The following is a 14,998-nucleotide window of genomic DNA, read 5'->3' as shown; positions in this document are numbered from 1 at the left end:
CTGGATCTCGTTGTGCGACAACAGCTCACAACATGCAGCTGACGCAGCCATCCACTTCGGTCCCCTCGAGCGCCATCTGACGGAGCCTGATGTAGTACAGCGTCTTGATGCCCTTGCGCCACGCGTAGATCTGCGCCTTGTTGACGTCCCGCGTGGTCGCGGTGTCCTTGAAGAACAGCGTCAGGCTCAAACCCTGATCGACGTGCTGGGTCGCGGCCGCATACGTGTCGATGATCTTCTCGTAACCGATCTCGTACGCGTCCTGGTAGTACTCCAGATTGTCGTTCGTCAGGTACGGAGCCGGGTAGTAGACGCGGCCGATCTTGCCTTCCTTGCGGATCTCGATCTTCGACGCGACCGGGTGAATCGAGCTGGTCGAATGATTGATGTAGCTGATCGAACCGGTCGGCGGCACCGCCTGCAGATTCTGGTTGTAGATGCCGTACTGCTGCACCGACGCCTTGAGCTCACGCCAGTCGTCCTGGGTCGGAATGTGGATGCCCGACTCGAACAGCTGCGCGCTCTCGCCGTCACGGCCCGCGCGTGCGAACAGGTCGCGCACCTTCTGAGTCTTCGGTTCCCACACCTGGTCGATGTATTTGTCGAAGAACTCACCGGTCGCATACGTGCTCTTCTCGAAGCCGGCGAACGCCGTCCCGCGCTCCTTGGCGATCTTGTTCGACGCGCGGATGGCGTGGAACAGGACCGTGTAGAAGTACATGTTCGTGAAGTCGATGCCCTCTTCGCTGCCGTAGAAGATCCGCTCACGAGCCAGGTAACCGTGCAGGTTCATCTGGCCGAGGCCGATGGCGTGACCCTCGTCGTTCGCCCGCTTGATCGACGGCACCGACTCGATCGACGTCTGATCGGCGACGGCGGTGAGTCCGCGGATCGCGGTCTCGATGCTCTGGCCGAAGTCCGGCGAGTCCATCGTCTTGGCGATGTTCATCGACCCGAGGTTGCACGAGATGTCCTTGCCGACATGCGAGTACGTGAGGTCCTCATTGAACTCCGACGGGGTCGAGACCTGCAGGATCTCCGAGCAGAGGTTGGAGTGCGTCACCTTGCCCTCGATCGGGTTCGACCTGTTCACCGTGTCCTCGAACATGATGTACGGGTAGCCGGACTCGAACTGCAGCTCAGCGAGCGTCTGGAAGAACTCCCGCGCCCTGATCTTCGACTTGCGGATCCGCCGGTCCTCGACCATGGCGTGGTACTCGTCGGTGACGTTCACGTCCGCGAACGGCTTGCCGTAGACGCGCTCCACGTCGTACGGGCTGAACAGGTACATGTCGTCGTTGTTCTTGGCGAGCTCGAAGGTGATGTCCGGGATCACCACGCCCAGCGACAGCGTCTTGATCCGGATCTTCTCATCGGCGTTCTCACGCTTGGTGTCCAAGAAGCGGTAGATGTCGGGGTGGTGCGCGTGCAGGTACACGGCACCGGCGCCCTGACGCGCGCCGAGCTGGTTGGCATAGCTGAACGAGTCCTCCAGCAGCTTCATGATCGGGATGACACCGGAACTCTGGTTCTCGATGCGCTTGATCGGCGCGCCGTGCTCGCGGACGTTGCTGAGGAGCAGCGCCACGCCCCCGCCGCGCTTGCTCAACTGCAGCGCGGAGTTGATCGATCGGCCGATCGACTCCATGTTGTCCTCGATGCGCAGCAGGAAGCACGAGACCGGCTCGCCGCGCTGCTTCTTGCCCGAGTTCAGGAAGGTCGGCGTGGCCGGCTGGAACCGGCCGTCCATGATCTCGTCGACCAGATTGCGCGCGAGCGCGGTGTCGCCGTCGGCCAGCGTCAGCGCCACCATGCAGACGCGGTCCTCGAAACGCTCCAGGTAGCGCTTTCCGTCGAACGTCTTGAGCGTGTAGCTGGTGTAGTACTTGAACGCGCCCAGGAAGGTCGGGAACCGGAACTTCTTGGCGAAGGCGTGCCCGAACAGCAACTTCACGAACTCGCGGTCGTACTTCGCGAGGACCTCGGGCTCGTAGTAGTTCTCCTTGAGGAGATAGTCGAGCTTCTCGTCGAGATCGTGGAAGAACACCGTGTTCTGGTTGACGTGCTGCAAGAAGTACTGGCGGGCGGCCTCACGATCCTTGTCGAACTGGATCCGACCGTCCGCGTCGTACAGGTTGAGCATCGCGTTGAGCGCGTGGTAGTCGAGGTCGCCCGGCTCGTGGCCGGCCGGACCCGTGTGCACCCCCGACTTGCTCGCCGAGACGGTGGATTCGCTGACAGAAACTGCGGTGGGCGACACTGCTTCTCCCTGGTGAAACTGAAGTTTGCGTACTTGACGGAAACTGGTGGTCCGGAAACTGGTGAGCGCGGGCAGTCAGGCGGCCCGGCCGGTGAACGCGGAACTCGCGGCGAACTGAGCCAGGCCCGCGCGCACCCGTTCGACGTCGTCGGTGGTTCCCATCAACTCGAAGCGATAGAGGAACGGCACCTGGCACTTGTGCGAGACGATGTCGCCCGCCAGGGCGAACTCCTCGCCGAAGTTGGTGTTGCCCCCGGCGATGACGCCGCGGATCAATGACCGATTCTGTTCGATGTTCAGGAACTTGATGACCTGCTTGGGCACGTAGCCTCCGCCCGCATGAGCGGTGACGCTGCCCGCATCGCTGATCTTCCCGCCCCCGTATGTGGGCGTGATCAAGATGTAGGGCTCGTCCACCCGGAACGACGACGTGCGGTCGATGAGGGGGATCCGGACCGCGCGGAGCCCCAGCTTCTGAACGAAGCGGTGGGTGTACTCCGACACCGACGAGAAGTAGACGATGAGCGGATTTCGGGTTTCAGTGTCGGCGGCCATGTGGCTCGCCTCCGTCAGGCCGCGTTGGTGGCGAGCGACTTGATGCGGTCGGGACGGAAACCCGACCAGTGCTCGTCGCCGACCACGACGACCGGCGCCTGAAGGTAGCCGAGCGCCATCACGTAATCGCGAGCCTCGTCGTCCTGGCTGATGTCCACGACGTCGTACTCCAGGCCCATCTTGTCGAGAGCCTTGTAGGTCGCGTTGCACTGGACGCAGGCGGGCTTGGTGTAGACGGTGATGGCCATCGATGAACTCCCTTGAGATGAATGATCTGCTGCGAGCGACTTGCTTGACTTCTCTGACCGGATCTCCTGCTTTCGCAGTGAACGACACCGCCGTAATTCGGTCGATTGCCGTCCGCCCCCCGGACACCCCAAACACTACACCTAGTGTCTGATGTTTTCCTAGACCACAAGAACTTGTGAATAACATTCTTGAAACTCCCAGGTCGCGTGACAGTTGTCCACAGGCGGACCGGCGTGTCTCGGCGCGTCCGGCGTGTCTCGAATCCGCGTGCCCGAGACGGGCCGGCGGACGCCGATTCGGCGCCTTCGGCCGGGACCGTGCGGCCCCTTGCACACACAGTTCACCACCGGGGTCCGACATCGCCGGCAGCCCGGCCGCAGACGGCTCGACACAGACGGCGGGGCCGGCCGCGGACATCCGCGGCCGGCCCCGCCGGAGGAGCGTCGATCAGGCGGCGACGGCGACCGCGTCGGCCAGTACCCGGACCACCTCGGCCAACTGCTCGGCGGTCTCAGCGGTCGCCACGCCCTCGTCGCCCAGCGCGCCGGTGCCGATACCGATCTCGACGGCCTCGACCACATTCGCTCCCGCGACGCCGATCGACTTGCGCGTGTCCTGACGGGACCAGGTGCCCGCGTACCGGCCGAGTGCGGCGCCGATGACGCCGGCCGGACGCCCGGCGAGCGCGCCGGCGCCGTAGGGACGCGACAGCCAGTCGATGGCGTTCTTCAGGACGGCCGACATCGTGCCGTTGTACTCGGGGGTGACGAAGAGGAAGGCGTCGGCCGACGCCACCTGATCGCGCAGCGAGGCCGCGGCGGCCGGGATCGCATCCGGGGTGTCGATGTCCTCGTTGTAGAACGGCACCTCGCCCAGACCTTCGACGATCTTCAACGAGATCCCCTCGGGAGCATTGGCCGCGGCCAGTTCGGCGAGCGCACGGTTGTGCGAGCCGGAGCGGAGGCTGCCGACGAGAACTGCGATGGTGATGTTGCCTTCAGACATGGAGCGACACTCTTCCTGACGTACGTACGGATACCTCCAGTGAAACGGACCACGGTCCGCCGTGATTCCCGGTGCCGGCCGTGATGACGGACACAGCATGGAAGTGCTGGTCGCGCGCGGATCGGCCTCCGGTGTCCGCAATCACGACAACGCCGACATGCTTTACAGTCGACTCATGCTCCCCGACGGCCCCGGCCCCCTTGAACTGCACGTGGCGAACGCGCCCGCTGCGTCGCCGGAGCGGGCCGACGCCGCACGGAATCGTCGGCTGCTGCTGGCGGCCGCCAAATCGCTGATCGACAGTCAGGGCGCGTCCGCGGTGACGATGGAAGCGGTGGCCCGTGCCGCCGGCGTCGGCAAGGGCACGGTATTCCGCCGTTTCGGCAACCGGACGGGACTGATGCTCGCCCTCCTCGACCACTCGGAGTCGGACCTCCAGCAGGCCTTCCTCTCCGGACCGGAACCTCTCGGGCCCGGCGCTCCCCCGCTCGACCGGCTGATCGCCTACGGCCGCGCGCGACTCAAGATGACCGTCGACCACCTCGACATCCTGCTGGAGGCGGGTGCCGACCAGCCCGACCATCTATCGCATCCGGTCTGGGCGATGTCGACGCTCCACGTGCGGATGCTCCTGGCCGAAATGGGCATCGACGGCAGGCTGGAGGTCACCGCCCACGCCGTCCAGGCACCGCTCATGGCCTTGACCGTGCGCCATCTTCTCGACGTCGTCGGCATGACATGCGAGGAGATCGCCGACGACTGGGAGGCGATGGTGCGCCGCTTCGTCAACGGGAGCTGACGCCGTCGGAGGTGACCGCCGCGGCCTCCCGGCTCAGCTCCGGACCCGACGGCAGCAGCGCGATCATCGGCCACGGCGCCCGCACCGGTTCCGGCAACCCGAGGATCTCGCCGATCCCCGCGCCCGCCAACCGATAGCGCACGCCCGCATCGCTCACATAGAACGGCGTCGACGCGCGCGGCGACCGCGGGTCCACGCCGGTCAACACCACGTGCTCACCCGTCCCCGGCCGCAGATAGACCCGGTCGAGCGCCGGTCCCCGACCGTCCGACGAAGCCAGAAGCACCGGTCTGGCGCCGTCGGGCACCGGCAGTCGGCGCGCTCCGAGAAGCGCCGCCGTCGCGGCCCCCTCGGTGTCGCGGCTCCAGCGATGGCACAGCACCGACGGAGGGTCGCCGAACCGAGGCGCCGCGTGCGGGAAATGCGCGACGGGCACCACTTCGCGGACCGTGAGCGCCGCCACCGCGGCCGGCGCCACTCGCCGTACTCCGTCCGCGGCCGACGGGTCGGTCAGTCGCATCATCTCGGCCGCAGGCTCGGACAGCGGCTGCACTCCGTCGGCGAGAACGAGCTGATAGCGCAGGGTTCCGTCGACGCCGGCGGTCGCGACCACCGAACCGACCGGCAGACCGAGAACGCCCGGTGACCCGCGATCCGGGATCTCCGGCACGCGCAGATCGGGCCGCGCGGTGAAGGTGTTCAACAGTCCCGCCCCCACCGTCCTGGGCTCACGCCCCTCCAGTCCCAGCGCACGGACCAACTCCACCCGCGACCGGTCGACGCGGGCCCGGACCGGAACGGAGGTCCCGCTGCCGGTCGGGTCCCGGTACAGCAGCCATTCGACTCCCGCGTGCTGCACGAGATCGGCGTCGATCGTCTCGGCGGCAGACGCGAGGTCGCCGACCACGACTGCGCTGCCCTCGGCGTCCTCGCAGACGGTCCACGTCGACCGTCCGGCCACCGCCGGTCGATCGAGCGCACCCGGTGCGTCCGGAATGCCGACGGCCGCACCGCGCGGGAAGCGACTCAACGACCGCTCGCTCACCCGCCGCACCGGCAGCGGCCGACCGAGGATCAGCCGGGCCGACGCGACGTTCGGCACCGGATGCATCACGCCGTCGATCAGCACGTACATCCCACCGCCGTCGACGGCCACGATCTGCGCATCGCGCACGTCGGGTTGCGGTCGGACGAATCCGTAGATCGCCGCGCCGGCGAGCACCAGGACCGCTAGCACCGTCCCGGCGACGAGCGCCCGCGACTGCGCGCGCATCGGATCGTGCGTCATCCGTACGTCGCGGCGCACGAGCGCGTGTTCGGCCCGAGCCACCCCGAAGCGGTACCCGCTGATCTGCGCGCGCGTCGTGATGTGACGTGACATCAATCCCCCCGATCGATTCCCCCGCAAGGAGGTTAGACGCGGGTTAGCCTCGTCCCACGGCGATTTCGCGAAGTCCGTGTTCGGGGGGAGCACTCAGTGCAAGCGAGGATGCTGGTGCGTCGCACCGCGCCATGGGAGGTCCGGGCACCGTTCGACGTGCCCGCCGACGACGGTTTCATCGGACTGCGGCGCTGCGGCGACAGTCTGATCGGGGTGCTTGCGATCGCCCCCGACGAACCGGCGCCGGTGGTGGTCGGAACACCCCGGGCCACACCACCGCGTCTGTTGCCCGCAGTGCTCTCAGCGATGTCGGCCCACGACGCCGCGCCCTGGGCCATCGACGTCGTCAGTCACACCATGCGCAGCTGGGACGACGGCATCGCGGCCGGCGCGTATCGGACGCTGCTCGGCGGACTGCGAATTCCCACCCACCGCAGCGTGCACCTGGTGGTCCGAATCCGGCCCGCTGACTGTCCGCAGGCGGTCCTAATGCGCGGTGACGGGCCCGCCGGGATGCTGCGTACGGCGCTGTGGTGCCTGCGCCGGCTGCGCGCTCGCCTCGCCGACTCCGGCATCCCCACTCGTCCGCTGACCGCTGCCGAGATCACCGACCTGACGATGCGACTGACCGAGGGGGCTCCCGTCGAGCGCGCGACGTCCGATGCGCTCGGCGCACACGTCGACGGATTCCGATTCGCCGTCCACCGATGGGCCGGGACCTCTCCGGAGTCGCTGTCCGCGCTGCTGGCCGCTCCGGGTTCGAGCGAGGCGGTGTCGACGACCGTCACGCTGAGCCTCACGGCCGACCGGTCCGGTCCGCGGCTGACCGCGACGGTGCGCGACAACGGCGCACACGCCTCCGATCGCGACGGCTGTCACGATCTGGTCCCGGTCGACGCCTCCGACCGCGGCGCGCTCGCCGCGGGTCTGCCGATCGCTGCGCCACCGGAGGATCGTCGAGACGACCGTTCTCGTGGCAGCGGTTCTCGTGGCAGCGGGGCCGCGCCGGTGCCGCCGGCCGCCACCGAACAGATCTGCCGCTCGGTGGCCGTTCCCTGCGCCGGTGACGGTCAGCTCGTCGGCGCCGCGGCATCCGGCGCGCCCGTGGCGCTTCGCCTGGCCGGTCCCGGCGTCGCCGCGAGCACGATCTGCGGCGACCACCGGCTCGCACGACAAGTGGCGGCGCGACTGGCTGCGATCGGGATGTCGGTGGCCGTCGTATCCGACACTCCCCAGCGCTGGCGGCGATTGGCGGATGCAGTCGGCGAGCGGTGGATCACCGTCAACGACCGCGGACCCACCGCTCCGCACGTGCTGTTCGACGACACCCGCGCCGGCGGGCACGAGGTTCCGCCCGGCGCGACCCTGCTGCGCAGGCACGACTGCCTGGACGACGGTCGCGGCGGACGCGAGCCCACCCTGCGTCACGATCCCGGCAGCGGACTCCTCCTCGCATCCGGACTCGGCTGCACCGTCCCGGTGCGCCCGGTCTCCACCGCCGCCGAACGAAGCCTCACCGAACTCGACTGACTCCGTTGCGGTCGAGCCGCGGACGGTCAGTGCTGCAGGGCCGGAACCATCGCACGGAAGAAGACGGCACCGGACGAGATCGCGCGCACCACCACGTCCGGATCGGCCGCCGACAGCCAGACCGCATCGCCCGGACCGGCTTTCAACAGTTCGCCGCCGCTCCCCTCCACGGCCACCCGGCCGGAGATCACCGCCAGGATCTGCGGACCCGCCATCTCGAAGCTGATCGACTGCGCGGCGTGCAGCCCGGTGCCGTCCAATTCCACCCGCGACAGCCGGAACTCGGGCGCCGGGGTCAGATAGACGCGCTCGGTCCCGAGGCTCCGCACCTGAGGCATCAGGGCGTCGATCGACACCGGATGGAAGTCGAGGACGCGCAGCAGTTCCGGGACGTCGATGTGCTTGGGGGTGAGCCCGCCGCGCAGCACGTTGTCGGAGTTCGCCATCAGCTCCACCGCCATCCCGTGCAGGTAGGCGTGGAGATTGCCCGCGGACAGATAGATTCCCTCACCGGGCTGCAACCGGATCCGGTTCAACAGCAGCGACGCGAGCACGCCCGGATCGCCGGGGTACGCCTCTCCCAGCTCGAGCAGGGACCGCAGTTCGAGGGTGAAGCGGTCGTCGTCCCCGCCCAGGACGCGCACCGCGCCGTTGAGCACCTCGGGGACCAGCGCACCGATGACCGCCTCGGGCAGGGTCAGCCACGTGGTGAAGACCGCTCGCAGACCGGTCTCGTCCGGCTGCTCCACCAGCATGCCCAGATAGGGATCCAGGGCGGGTACGGCGAGAGCCTTCAGGATCTCAACCGTGACGTGCGGATCGCGGAACCCCGCGAGCGCGTCGAACTCCGTCAGCGCCACCACCAGTTCGGGTTTGTGCGACGGATCGCGGTAGTTGCGGTCGGGCGCGTCCAGCGCCAGGCCCGCGGCGTTCTCGCGTTCGAAGCCGGCGACTGCCTGTTCGAGACTCGGGTGCGCCTGCAGCGACAGCGGCTCCTGGGCCGCGAGGATCTTCAGCAGGTACGGCAGGCGGGAACCGAACTGGTCGGCGGTCTCGGCGCCGAGCTCGCGCACCGGATCGGCCTCGATCACGCCGAGCAGGTCCTGCGGACCCTCCACCTCGCCGCAGATCCGCGCGGGCGAAGCCGGATGCGCACCGAACCAGAGTTCGGCCTCGGGGTGCGGCGAAGGACTCGGCGTGCCGCGCAACTCGGCGAGTGCGGTACGCGATCCCCACGCATACGGCCGCACCACTCCAGCCAGCAGCTTCATCAGGCCGCTTCTCCCATCAATCGAACGAACACCGCCGCGAGTTCCACGCGCAGCGCCAGCACCAGGTACTCCCCCAGATCCGCGGGCGCGTCGGCGAACAGATCGCTCGTCGCGGCCACCGATCCCTGATCCGGTTCCCCGGCGCCCGAGTCGGACCCCGCAGGATGCTCCGCCAGCACGTCGATCTCGGCGCGCCCGGCATTGCGCTGCTGCGCGTACCAGCGCCGCGAAGCAGTGGTGAACAGTATCCCGCGGATCGCGGCCGACCGCGGCGGGTCGATCTCCGGGTCGTAGAAGATGTCGTCGACCGGTGCCGGACGGTTCGAGCCGTCGAGCAGCCCGGTTGCCAGAACGGTCTCCGACGCGGCGCTCGACACCGTGCCCGCGACGCTGAAGGCGACCGCCGACGCATGAGCGGCGACGGCGTTCGCCCCGGGCGTGTCACCGGCCCAGACCACCGACCGGTCCGCGACACGCATGGCCAGGAGCTTGGCCTGATTGTGAAAGCTCTCCTGGCCCGGATGGTCAGCTGCGGCCTCCCCGTCCAACCGGTCGGCGAGATCGGCGAGATCGGGGGGAGCAGGCGCGAACCGGACGGCGGACAAGGCGACGCACACCGCGGTCAGCGCCGCGACGAAATGGCAGAAGCCGAAGCGCGGATCGACGACGAGCCGAGGCGACAGGTCGACGATCGGCTGGGCACCGATCGCCTCGCGGAGCGGCCCTTCCACCGGTACGACGGTGACGAGTTCGGCGCGTCGGCGCAGCGCACGCACCGCGGCGTCGGCGAGTGCGGGATCGCCCGCGTCGTGCCCGGCGATCACGACCACGTCGAGCGGACCGATCCAGCCGGGCAGAGTCGGCACGCTGACCAGGGGCACGTCGAAACGGGCCGCGACGGTCGCCACCACCAGATCGGTGGCGCGCCGAGCGGTGGCCGACGCTCCCGTGACCACGACGACAGCGCGCGGTCGCAGGTCGGCGAGCCGTGCCAGCGCGCCCTCCGACTGCGCCTGGGACACCGCTCGCACCTGCGCACCCGCCATGGCGGCGGCCCGCAGCAGACCATCGCGGTCGGCGGCGAGCAGACCGTCGACGTCGTCGAGGTCAGTAGTCAACGCAGACATGAATCACAGCCTAGTATTCGCCCGGCCGGAAAGCGGTCGCGAGCGTGATCGTGGTCGCGCGAAGCTCAGTCGACCGGGTCGGGCAGTACCCGCAGATGACCGCGACGGCCCGGCCGCGGCGTCGCCGCGGGGGTGGCTGCCGACCGCTGCTGCGCGCGGTGCCTGCCGCGGGGTGTGTCGTCGAACTCGGCATGGGCGAGAAAACCCACGCGGGGCGAGGTGGCGGTGGCCTCACGTACCGCTTCGGCCAGTGCCGTGAGCTCCTGGTCCTCGGCGGGCTGCGCGAACCCGCGCTCGCTCCGCATCATCTCCCACCCGACCGGCACGGTGATCCGATCGGCGTGCTGGGAGCACAGGTCCCACGAGTGGGGTTCGTCGGACGCCGACAGCGGGCCGATGACAGCGGTCGACTCGGCGTAGACGAACGTCAGGGTCGCCACGGCGATACGCGAACAGCCGGGCCTGCAGCACTGACGAGGGACACTCACGCCGCTCAGCCTATCGCCTCGACGCCGGACGCGGACAATCGACACGCACATCCGATGCGGACCCGGTCGACGTGCCCACGAGCGACGCGCCGGCCGTGCGGAGCCGGGACACTAAGGTGTGCGGTATGGGCTATCGACTCGTTCCGCTGCGGTCCGGTCGCGACCTGCTCGCGCCTCCTCCCCGCCGTTTGCGCGACCGCCGCGGCCGCGGTCTGCGCGGCCCGCTCATGCCGAGTTCGATGCCGGGACACCGCACGCGCGCCGACCTGTTCGACGCCGCGGCGGTGGAGGCCTTCGCCGAGATCGACAGCCGGTGGCATACCCACCTGACCGGGCTGGACGTCGCTGTGGACGACATCCCGCGGATGCTCCCGCGCGGAGACGGCCCCGTGGAATGGCCGGACGAGGTGACCGCCGACGGCCAGGTGCCGCTGGCCCGGCTGATCCCGGCCGGCATCGACGTGGCCGGCCGTCCCACCCGGGCGCAGATCATCCTGTTCCGGCGCCCGCTCGAACTCCGTGCGCATGACGCCGAGGAACTGCCCGAGATCCTGCGCGAGGTGCTCATCGAGCAGGTCGCGACCTATCTGGGAGTGGACGAGGAGACCGTCGAGGACGGCCCCGACGAGGACTGAACGGGGGCTGACGCCGGCGAGCACGCCGCCGGAGACGCCCCGACCCCTCGTCGCGATCGGCGGGAGGATCCGATACGAGAGGGGTCGGCCAGGGGCGTACGACGTCAGACGATCACGACGTCAGATGATTCCGCGCTTCAGACGGCGTCGCTCGCGCTCGGAGAGACCGCCCCAGATGCCGAAACGCTCATCGTTGTGCAGCGCGTACTCCAGGCACTCCGCCTTGACCTCACAGCCCTGGCAGATGCGCTTGGCCTCGCGCGTCGAACCGCCCTTCTCCGGAAAGAACGCCTCAGGATCGGTCTGTGCGCAGAGCGCACGGTCCTGCCACTGCTCCTCGACGGCGTCGAACAGTTCCTCGAATTCGTTCGCTACCACCGACAGATGGCGGTTCGCGTGGACTTCACTGATCTCAATCGCGCTGATCTCACTGATCGGGTCAGCACCATCGCCCGTATCCAAAGTCATCCGGCACCTCCCAGCTCGCAGACTTGATTCCACCCCGCGACCGGATCGGCGATCCGGTCGATGTGCCTGAAGAATGTCCCCCGACGATTCAAATGACACTGTTGTGATTAGACACGCTGACTACCGCCGCGGTCAAGCGGAAGGCGAAGATTCATTTCTATCACCGAGGTCGGACAAAACCGCGCCTACCAGGTGAATGACATAGTCCTACGGCGTGTCGCGCCGTCAGGGTGTCGCCGCCGCGCGGAAACGCGCGTGCGGTCATTACAGTGGACGTCTGTGAAGGTGACGGTACTCGTAGGCGGCGTCGGCGGCGCCCGTTTTCTCCAGGGCGCACGCGAACTGTTCGGACGCACCCCGTTCCCCCGGCTCCCCGATGATCCGGCCACGCCGCACACGGTGACGGCCGTGGTGAACGTGGGCGATGACGCCTGGATGCACGGCGTCCGGATCTGCCCGGACCTCGATACGTGCATGTACACCCTCGGCGGGGGCATCGACCCCGAGCGCGGCTGGGGGCACAGGAACGAGACGTGGAACGCCAAAGAGGAACTGGCCGCCTACGGCGCCGACCCCGACTGGTTCGGTCTGGGCGACCGTGATCTGGCGACCCACCTGATCCGGACCCAGATGCTCGAAGCCGGATTCCATCTCTCCGACGTCACCGCCGCCCTGTGCCGTCGGTGGCAGCCCGGCGTGGAACTGCTCCCCGCCACCGACCAACGCCACGAGACGCACGTCGTGATCGACAAGCCCGGCGGACAGGACGGCGAGCGGGTCGCGATCCACTTCCAGGAGTGGTGGGTGCGCCACCGCGCCCAGGTTCCCACGCACGGATTCGCCCAGGTGGGTCTCGACGAGGTGAAGCCCGGGCCGGGTGTGCTGGAGGCGATCGCCGAGGCCGACGTCGTCCTGCTGGCGCCGAGCAACCCGGTGGTCAGCATCGGCGCCATCACTTCGGTCACCGGCATCCGCGGCGCATTGCGCACCACGTCGGCCCCGGTGGTCGGCATCAGCCCGGTGATCGACGACAAGCCGCTGCGCGGGATGGCCGACCGCTGTCTGTCGGTGATCGGCGTGGAGACCTCGGCCCAAGGCATCGCCGAGCACTTCGGCGCCCGCGCGGGCAACGGCATCCTGGACGGCTGGCTCATCGCCGAGGGCGACGAGGCGCACGTCGACGGCATCGCCGTCGGGTCGGCGCCGTTGCTGATGACCGATCCGGCGGCCACCGCCGAGATGATCCGCGCCGCGTGCGCCCTCGTCGGAGTGCAGACGCCGTGACCGGCGGCGCGGAGCCTTCGCGCACGCCCGACCACCGCGCGGCCGCCGGACTGCAGATCCTTCCCGTCACCGGTCTGGGCGAGTTCGGGCCCGGAAGCGATCTCGCAGCCGAGATCATCGCCGCCGCACCGTGGATCGTCGACGACGACGTGCTGGTCGTCACCAGCAAGGTGTTCTCCAAGACCGAGGGGCGGATGGTCGCCGCGCCCACCGACCCCGAGGAACGCGACGCCTTCCGCCGCAGGCTGATCGACGACGAGACGGTGCGCGTCGTGGCTCGGCGCAACCGCACGCTCATCACCGCGAACCGCAACGGTCTCGTGCAGGCGGCCGCCGGCGTCGACGGGTCCAATGTCCGCACCGATCAGATCGCGCTGCTGCCCCTGGATCCGGACGCCAGTGCCGCCCGGCTGCGGGCGCGTCTGGCCGACGAATTCGGGCTCCGGGTCGCCGTCATCGTCACCGACACGATGGGCCGTGCCTGGCGGACCGGTCAGACCGACGTCGCGATCGGTGCCTCGGGCATCGCCGTCAGCCACGGCTACGACGGGGTCGTCGACCCCTACGGCAACACCCTCCAGGTGACCGACATCGCCGTCGCCGACGAACTCGCGGCGGCCGCCGACCTGGTCAAGGGCAAACTCGACGGAGTGCCGGTGGCGGTGGTGCGCGGCATGACGCCGGTCGACGACGGCACCGGCGCGCGCGACCTGGTCCGGGATCTCGACGACGACATGTTCCGGCTCGGTGTCGAAGAGGCGGTCGCCCTCGGACGTCGGCAGGCTCTGCTGACCCGCCGGTCGATCCGGCGGTTCGCCGAACGGGAAGTCGCCGAGGAGTCGATGCGGGCCGCGTTCGCCGAGGCGCTGACGGCGCCCGCCCCTCATCACACGCATCCGATCCGCTTCCTGTGGATCCGCGACGACGATCGCCGGCGTCGCCTGCTCGATGCGATGGCCGAAGCCTGGCGCGCCGATCTGACCGCGGACCGAAAGACGCCGGAATCGACGGCCAAGCGCATTCGGCGCGGCCAGATCCTGTACGACGCGCCCGAACTCGTGATTCCCGTGGTCACCGGCGACGGTATGCACGAGTACCCGGACGCACGGCGCAATGCGTGCGAGAAGACCATGTTCACCGTCGCCGGCGGGGCCGCCGTGGCGGGACTGCTGGTGGCCCTGTCGGTCCGCGACATCGGCAGCTGTTGGGTGGGGTCGACGATCTTCGCCGCAGAGGTGGTGCGACGCGAGCTCGACCTGCCGTCCCACTGGCAGCCCCTCGGGGCCGTCGCCATCGGCCACCCCGCCGAGGAGGCCGGTCTGCGCGAGCCCGCCGACGTCGACTCGATGGTCGTCGAGCTGTGAGCGCGCTGCACGCGTCCGCGGTCGAGTCGCTGACCGCGTGGACCGCGCCCGATCCCCATCAGGACTCTATCCGGCACGCGTACCTCGCGTTTCTGGCCGCCACCGACGATGCCTGCCGAAGAGCTTGCGCCGCAGGACATCTCACCGCTTCGGTGATCGTCTTCGACGCCGATCTGACGCACGTCCTGCTGACCCTGCACCCGCGGGTCGGCAAATGGATTCAGCTCGGCGGACACTGCGAGCCGCAGGACGCGACGCTCGCCGAGGCGGCTCTGCGCGAAGGGCTCGAGGAGTCGGGACTGTCCTCGCTGACGTTGTCCGACCGGCCGGTGCAGTTGCACGCCCATCCGATCACGTGCTCGCTGGGCGTACCCACCAGACATCTCGACGTCCGGTTCGCCGCCGTCGCGGACCGTGAGGCGGACGGTTCGCTCCCGCCGATCGTGCGCAGTGACGAGTCGGTCGACCTCGCGTGGTGGCCGGTGGGCGACCTGCCCTCCGAGGTGGACGCCGAGTCGGTGCCCGGGCTGGTGGAACTCGGCGCCGCAGCGCTGGCGACCACCGCCTGATCGGGCCGCCGCG

15 protein-coding genes are annotated in these 14,998 nt (G+C 68.9%); 6 read left to right on the top strand and 9 right to left on the bottom strand.

Features of this window, described 5'->3' with window-relative positions; translation table 11 throughout:
* Window positions 1–25 precede the first annotated feature (25 nt).
* The 4 genes from nrdE to ABFX36_RS10405 all read right to left on the bottom strand — a co-directional run bounded on the left by nrdE (window position 26) and on the right by ABFX36_RS10405 (window position 4,069).
* Window positions 26–2,260 carry a class 1b ribonucleoside-diphosphate reductase subunit alpha gene (gene nrdE, locus ABFX36_RS10420; RefSeq protein WP_006895870.1) on the bottom strand — a complete coding sequence of 745 codons (2,235 nt, stop codon included), beginning with the start codon at window positions 2,258–2,260 and terminating at the stop codon, window positions 26–28.
* Window positions 2,261–2,335: 75 nt separating this feature from the next.
* Complete coding sequence (gene nrdI / locus ABFX36_RS10415; RefSeq protein ID WP_045537024.1) at window positions 2,336–2,815, bottom strand: class Ib ribonucleoside-diphosphate reductase assembly flavoprotein NrdI; 480 nt, start codon at window positions 2,813–2,815, stop codon at window positions 2,336–2,338.
* Between the two features lie 14 nt (window positions 2,816–2,829).
* Complete coding sequence (gene nrdH, locus ABFX36_RS10410; RefSeq protein ID WP_006895868.1) at window positions 2,830–3,063, bottom strand: glutaredoxin-like protein NrdH; 234 nt, start codon at window positions 3,061–3,063, stop codon at window positions 2,830–2,832.
* 448 nt (window positions 3,064–3,511) lie between these two features.
* Window positions 3,512–4,069 carry an NAD(P)H-dependent oxidoreductase gene (locus ABFX36_RS10405; protein ID WP_278124454.1) on the bottom strand — a complete coding sequence of 186 codons (558 nt, stop codon included), beginning with the start codon at window positions 4,067–4,069 and terminating at the stop codon, window positions 3,512–3,514.
* A 175-nt stretch (window positions 4,070–4,244) separates the two neighbouring features.
* On the opposite strand from ABFX36_RS10405, the gene ABFX36_RS10400 reads away from it, so the two are divergent.
* Window positions 4,245–4,868 carry a TetR/AcrR family transcriptional regulator gene (locus tag ABFX36_RS10400; protein WP_045537065.1) on the top strand — a complete coding sequence of 208 codons (624 nt, stop codon included), beginning with the start codon at window positions 4,245–4,247 and terminating at the stop codon, window positions 4,866–4,868.
* On the opposite strand, the gene eccB is transcribed toward ABFX36_RS10400, so the two are convergent.
* Window positions 4,855–6,249: a type VII secretion protein EccB gene (gene eccB, locus ABFX36_RS10395; protein WP_045537020.1), complete on the bottom strand. Its 1,395-nt coding sequence runs from the start codon at window positions 6,247–6,249 to the stop codon at window positions 4,855–4,857. The two genes, ABFX36_RS10400 and eccB, sit on opposite strands and share 14 nt — an antisense overlap.
* A gap of 114 nt (window positions 6,250–6,363) precedes the next feature.
* Here eccB and ABFX36_RS10390 point away from each other — a divergent pair, with 114 nt between their 5' ends.
* Window positions 6,364–7,779 (top strand): type VII secretion protein EccE, encoded by a 1,416-nt coding sequence (locus ABFX36_RS10390; RefSeq protein ID WP_346076224.1) that lies wholly within the window; start codon window positions 6,364–6,366, stop codon window positions 7,777–7,779.
* A 26-nt stretch (window positions 7,780–7,805) separates the two neighbouring features.
* On the opposite strand, the gene manA is transcribed toward ABFX36_RS10390, so the two are convergent.
* The 3 genes from manA to ABFX36_RS10375 form a co-directional block, all read right to left on the bottom strand.
* The gene (gene manA / locus ABFX36_RS10385; RefSeq protein ID WP_006895863.1) at window positions 7,806–9,050 is read right to left on the bottom strand and encodes a mannose-6-phosphate isomerase, class I; all 1,245 of its coding nucleotides are present in this window, start codon (window positions 9,048–9,050) and stop codon (window positions 7,806–7,808) included.
* On the bottom strand, window positions 9,050–10,177 hold the full coding sequence (locus ABFX36_RS10380) for a hypothetical protein (protein ID WP_006895862.1): 1,128 nt from the start codon (window positions 10,175–10,177) through the stop codon (window positions 9,050–9,052). Before ABFX36_RS10380 ends, manA begins: the two co-directional genes overlap by 1 nt.
* Before the next feature lie 65 nt (window positions 10,178–10,242).
* A complete protein-coding gene (locus ABFX36_RS10375; protein WP_085950745.1) occupies window positions 10,243–10,665 on the bottom strand; it encodes a DUF3499 domain-containing protein in 423 nt (140 codons plus the stop codon).
* A 125-nt stretch (window positions 10,666–10,790) separates the two neighbouring features.
* Here ABFX36_RS10375 and ABFX36_RS10370 point away from each other — a divergent pair, with 125 nt between their 5' ends.
* Window positions 10,791–11,300, top strand: a complete 510-nt coding sequence (locus ABFX36_RS10370) for a metallopeptidase family protein (protein WP_045538221.1) — start codon at window positions 10,791–10,793, stop codon at window positions 11,298–11,300.
* A gap of 120 nt (window positions 11,301–11,420) precedes the next feature.
* Here ABFX36_RS10370 and ABFX36_RS10365 read toward each other — a convergent pair whose 3' ends face one another.
* Window positions 11,421–11,684 carry a WhiB family transcriptional regulator gene (locus ABFX36_RS10365; RefSeq protein ID WP_045538235.1) on the bottom strand — a complete coding sequence of 88 codons (264 nt, stop codon included), beginning with the start codon at window positions 11,682–11,684 and terminating at the stop codon, window positions 11,421–11,423.
* Between the two features lie 363 nt (window positions 11,685–12,047).
* Between ABFX36_RS10365 and cofD the strand changes: the two genes are divergently transcribed.
* From cofD to ABFX36_RS10350, 3 genes are read left to right on the top strand one after another with little or no spacing between them, the layout of a single operon-like run.
* A complete protein-coding gene (cofD, locus tag ABFX36_RS10360) occupies window positions 12,048–13,052 on the top strand; it encodes a 2-phospho-L-lactate transferase (RefSeq protein ID WP_062366997.1) in 1,005 nt (334 codons plus the stop codon).
* Entirely contained in the window at window positions 13,049–14,416 is a 1,368-nt protein-coding gene (locus tag ABFX36_RS10355) for a coenzyme F420-0:L-glutamate ligase (protein WP_062366999.1), read from the top strand. The genes cofD and ABFX36_RS10355 overlap by 4 nt, the downstream gene beginning before the upstream one ends.
* On the top strand, window positions 14,413–14,985 hold the full coding sequence (locus tag ABFX36_RS10350; protein ID WP_006895856.1) for an NUDIX hydrolase: 573 nt from the start codon (window positions 14,413–14,415) through the stop codon (window positions 14,983–14,985). The genes ABFX36_RS10355 and ABFX36_RS10350 overlap by 4 nt, the downstream gene beginning before the upstream one ends.
* Window positions 14,986–14,998 lie beyond the last annotated feature (13 nt).

The organism is Gordonia cholesterolivorans, from assembly GCF_039531975.1.
Taxonomy (GTDB): Bacteria; Actinomycetota; Actinomycetes; order Mycobacteriales; family Mycobacteriaceae; genus Gordonia; species Gordonia sihwensis.
Note: the sequence above shows the minus strand (reverse complement) of the source record. Positions and strands in the feature narration are given on the sequence as shown.

What these genes read in the sequence shown, in the direction of transcription:
- nrdI (WP_045537024.1), bottom strand. Translation starts at nt 2,815, where the DNA reads ATGGCCGCCGACACTGAAACCCGAAATCCGCTCATCGTCTACTTCTCG.
- ABFX36_RS10405 (WP_278124454.1), bottom strand. Translation starts at nt 4,069, where the DNA reads ATGTCTGAAGGCAACATCACCATCGCAGTTCTCGTCGGCAGCCTCCGC.
- nrdH (WP_006895868.1), bottom strand. Translation starts at nt 3,063, where the DNA reads ATGGCCATCACCGTCTACACCAAGCCCGCCTGCGTCCAGTGCAACGCG.
- ABFX36_RS10400 (WP_045537065.1), top strand. Translation starts at nt 4,245, where the DNA reads ATGCTCCCCGACGGCCCCGGCCCCCTTGAACTGCACGTGGCGAACGCG.
- manA (WP_006895863.1), bottom strand. Translation starts at nt 9,050, where the DNA reads ATGAAGCTGCTGGCTGGAGTGGTGCGGCCGTATGCGTGGGGATCGCGT.
- eccB (WP_045537020.1), bottom strand. Translation starts at nt 6,249, where the DNA reads ATGTCACGTCACATCACGACGCGCGCGCAGATCAGCGGGTACCGCTTC.
- ABFX36_RS10370 (WP_045538221.1), top strand. Translation starts at nt 10,791, where the DNA reads ATGGGCTATCGACTCGTTCCGCTGCGGTCCGGTCGCGACCTGCTCGCG.
- ABFX36_RS10380 (WP_006895862.1), bottom strand. Translation starts at nt 10,177, where the DNA reads ATGTCTGCGTTGACTACTGACCTCGACGACGTCGACGGTCTGCTCGCC.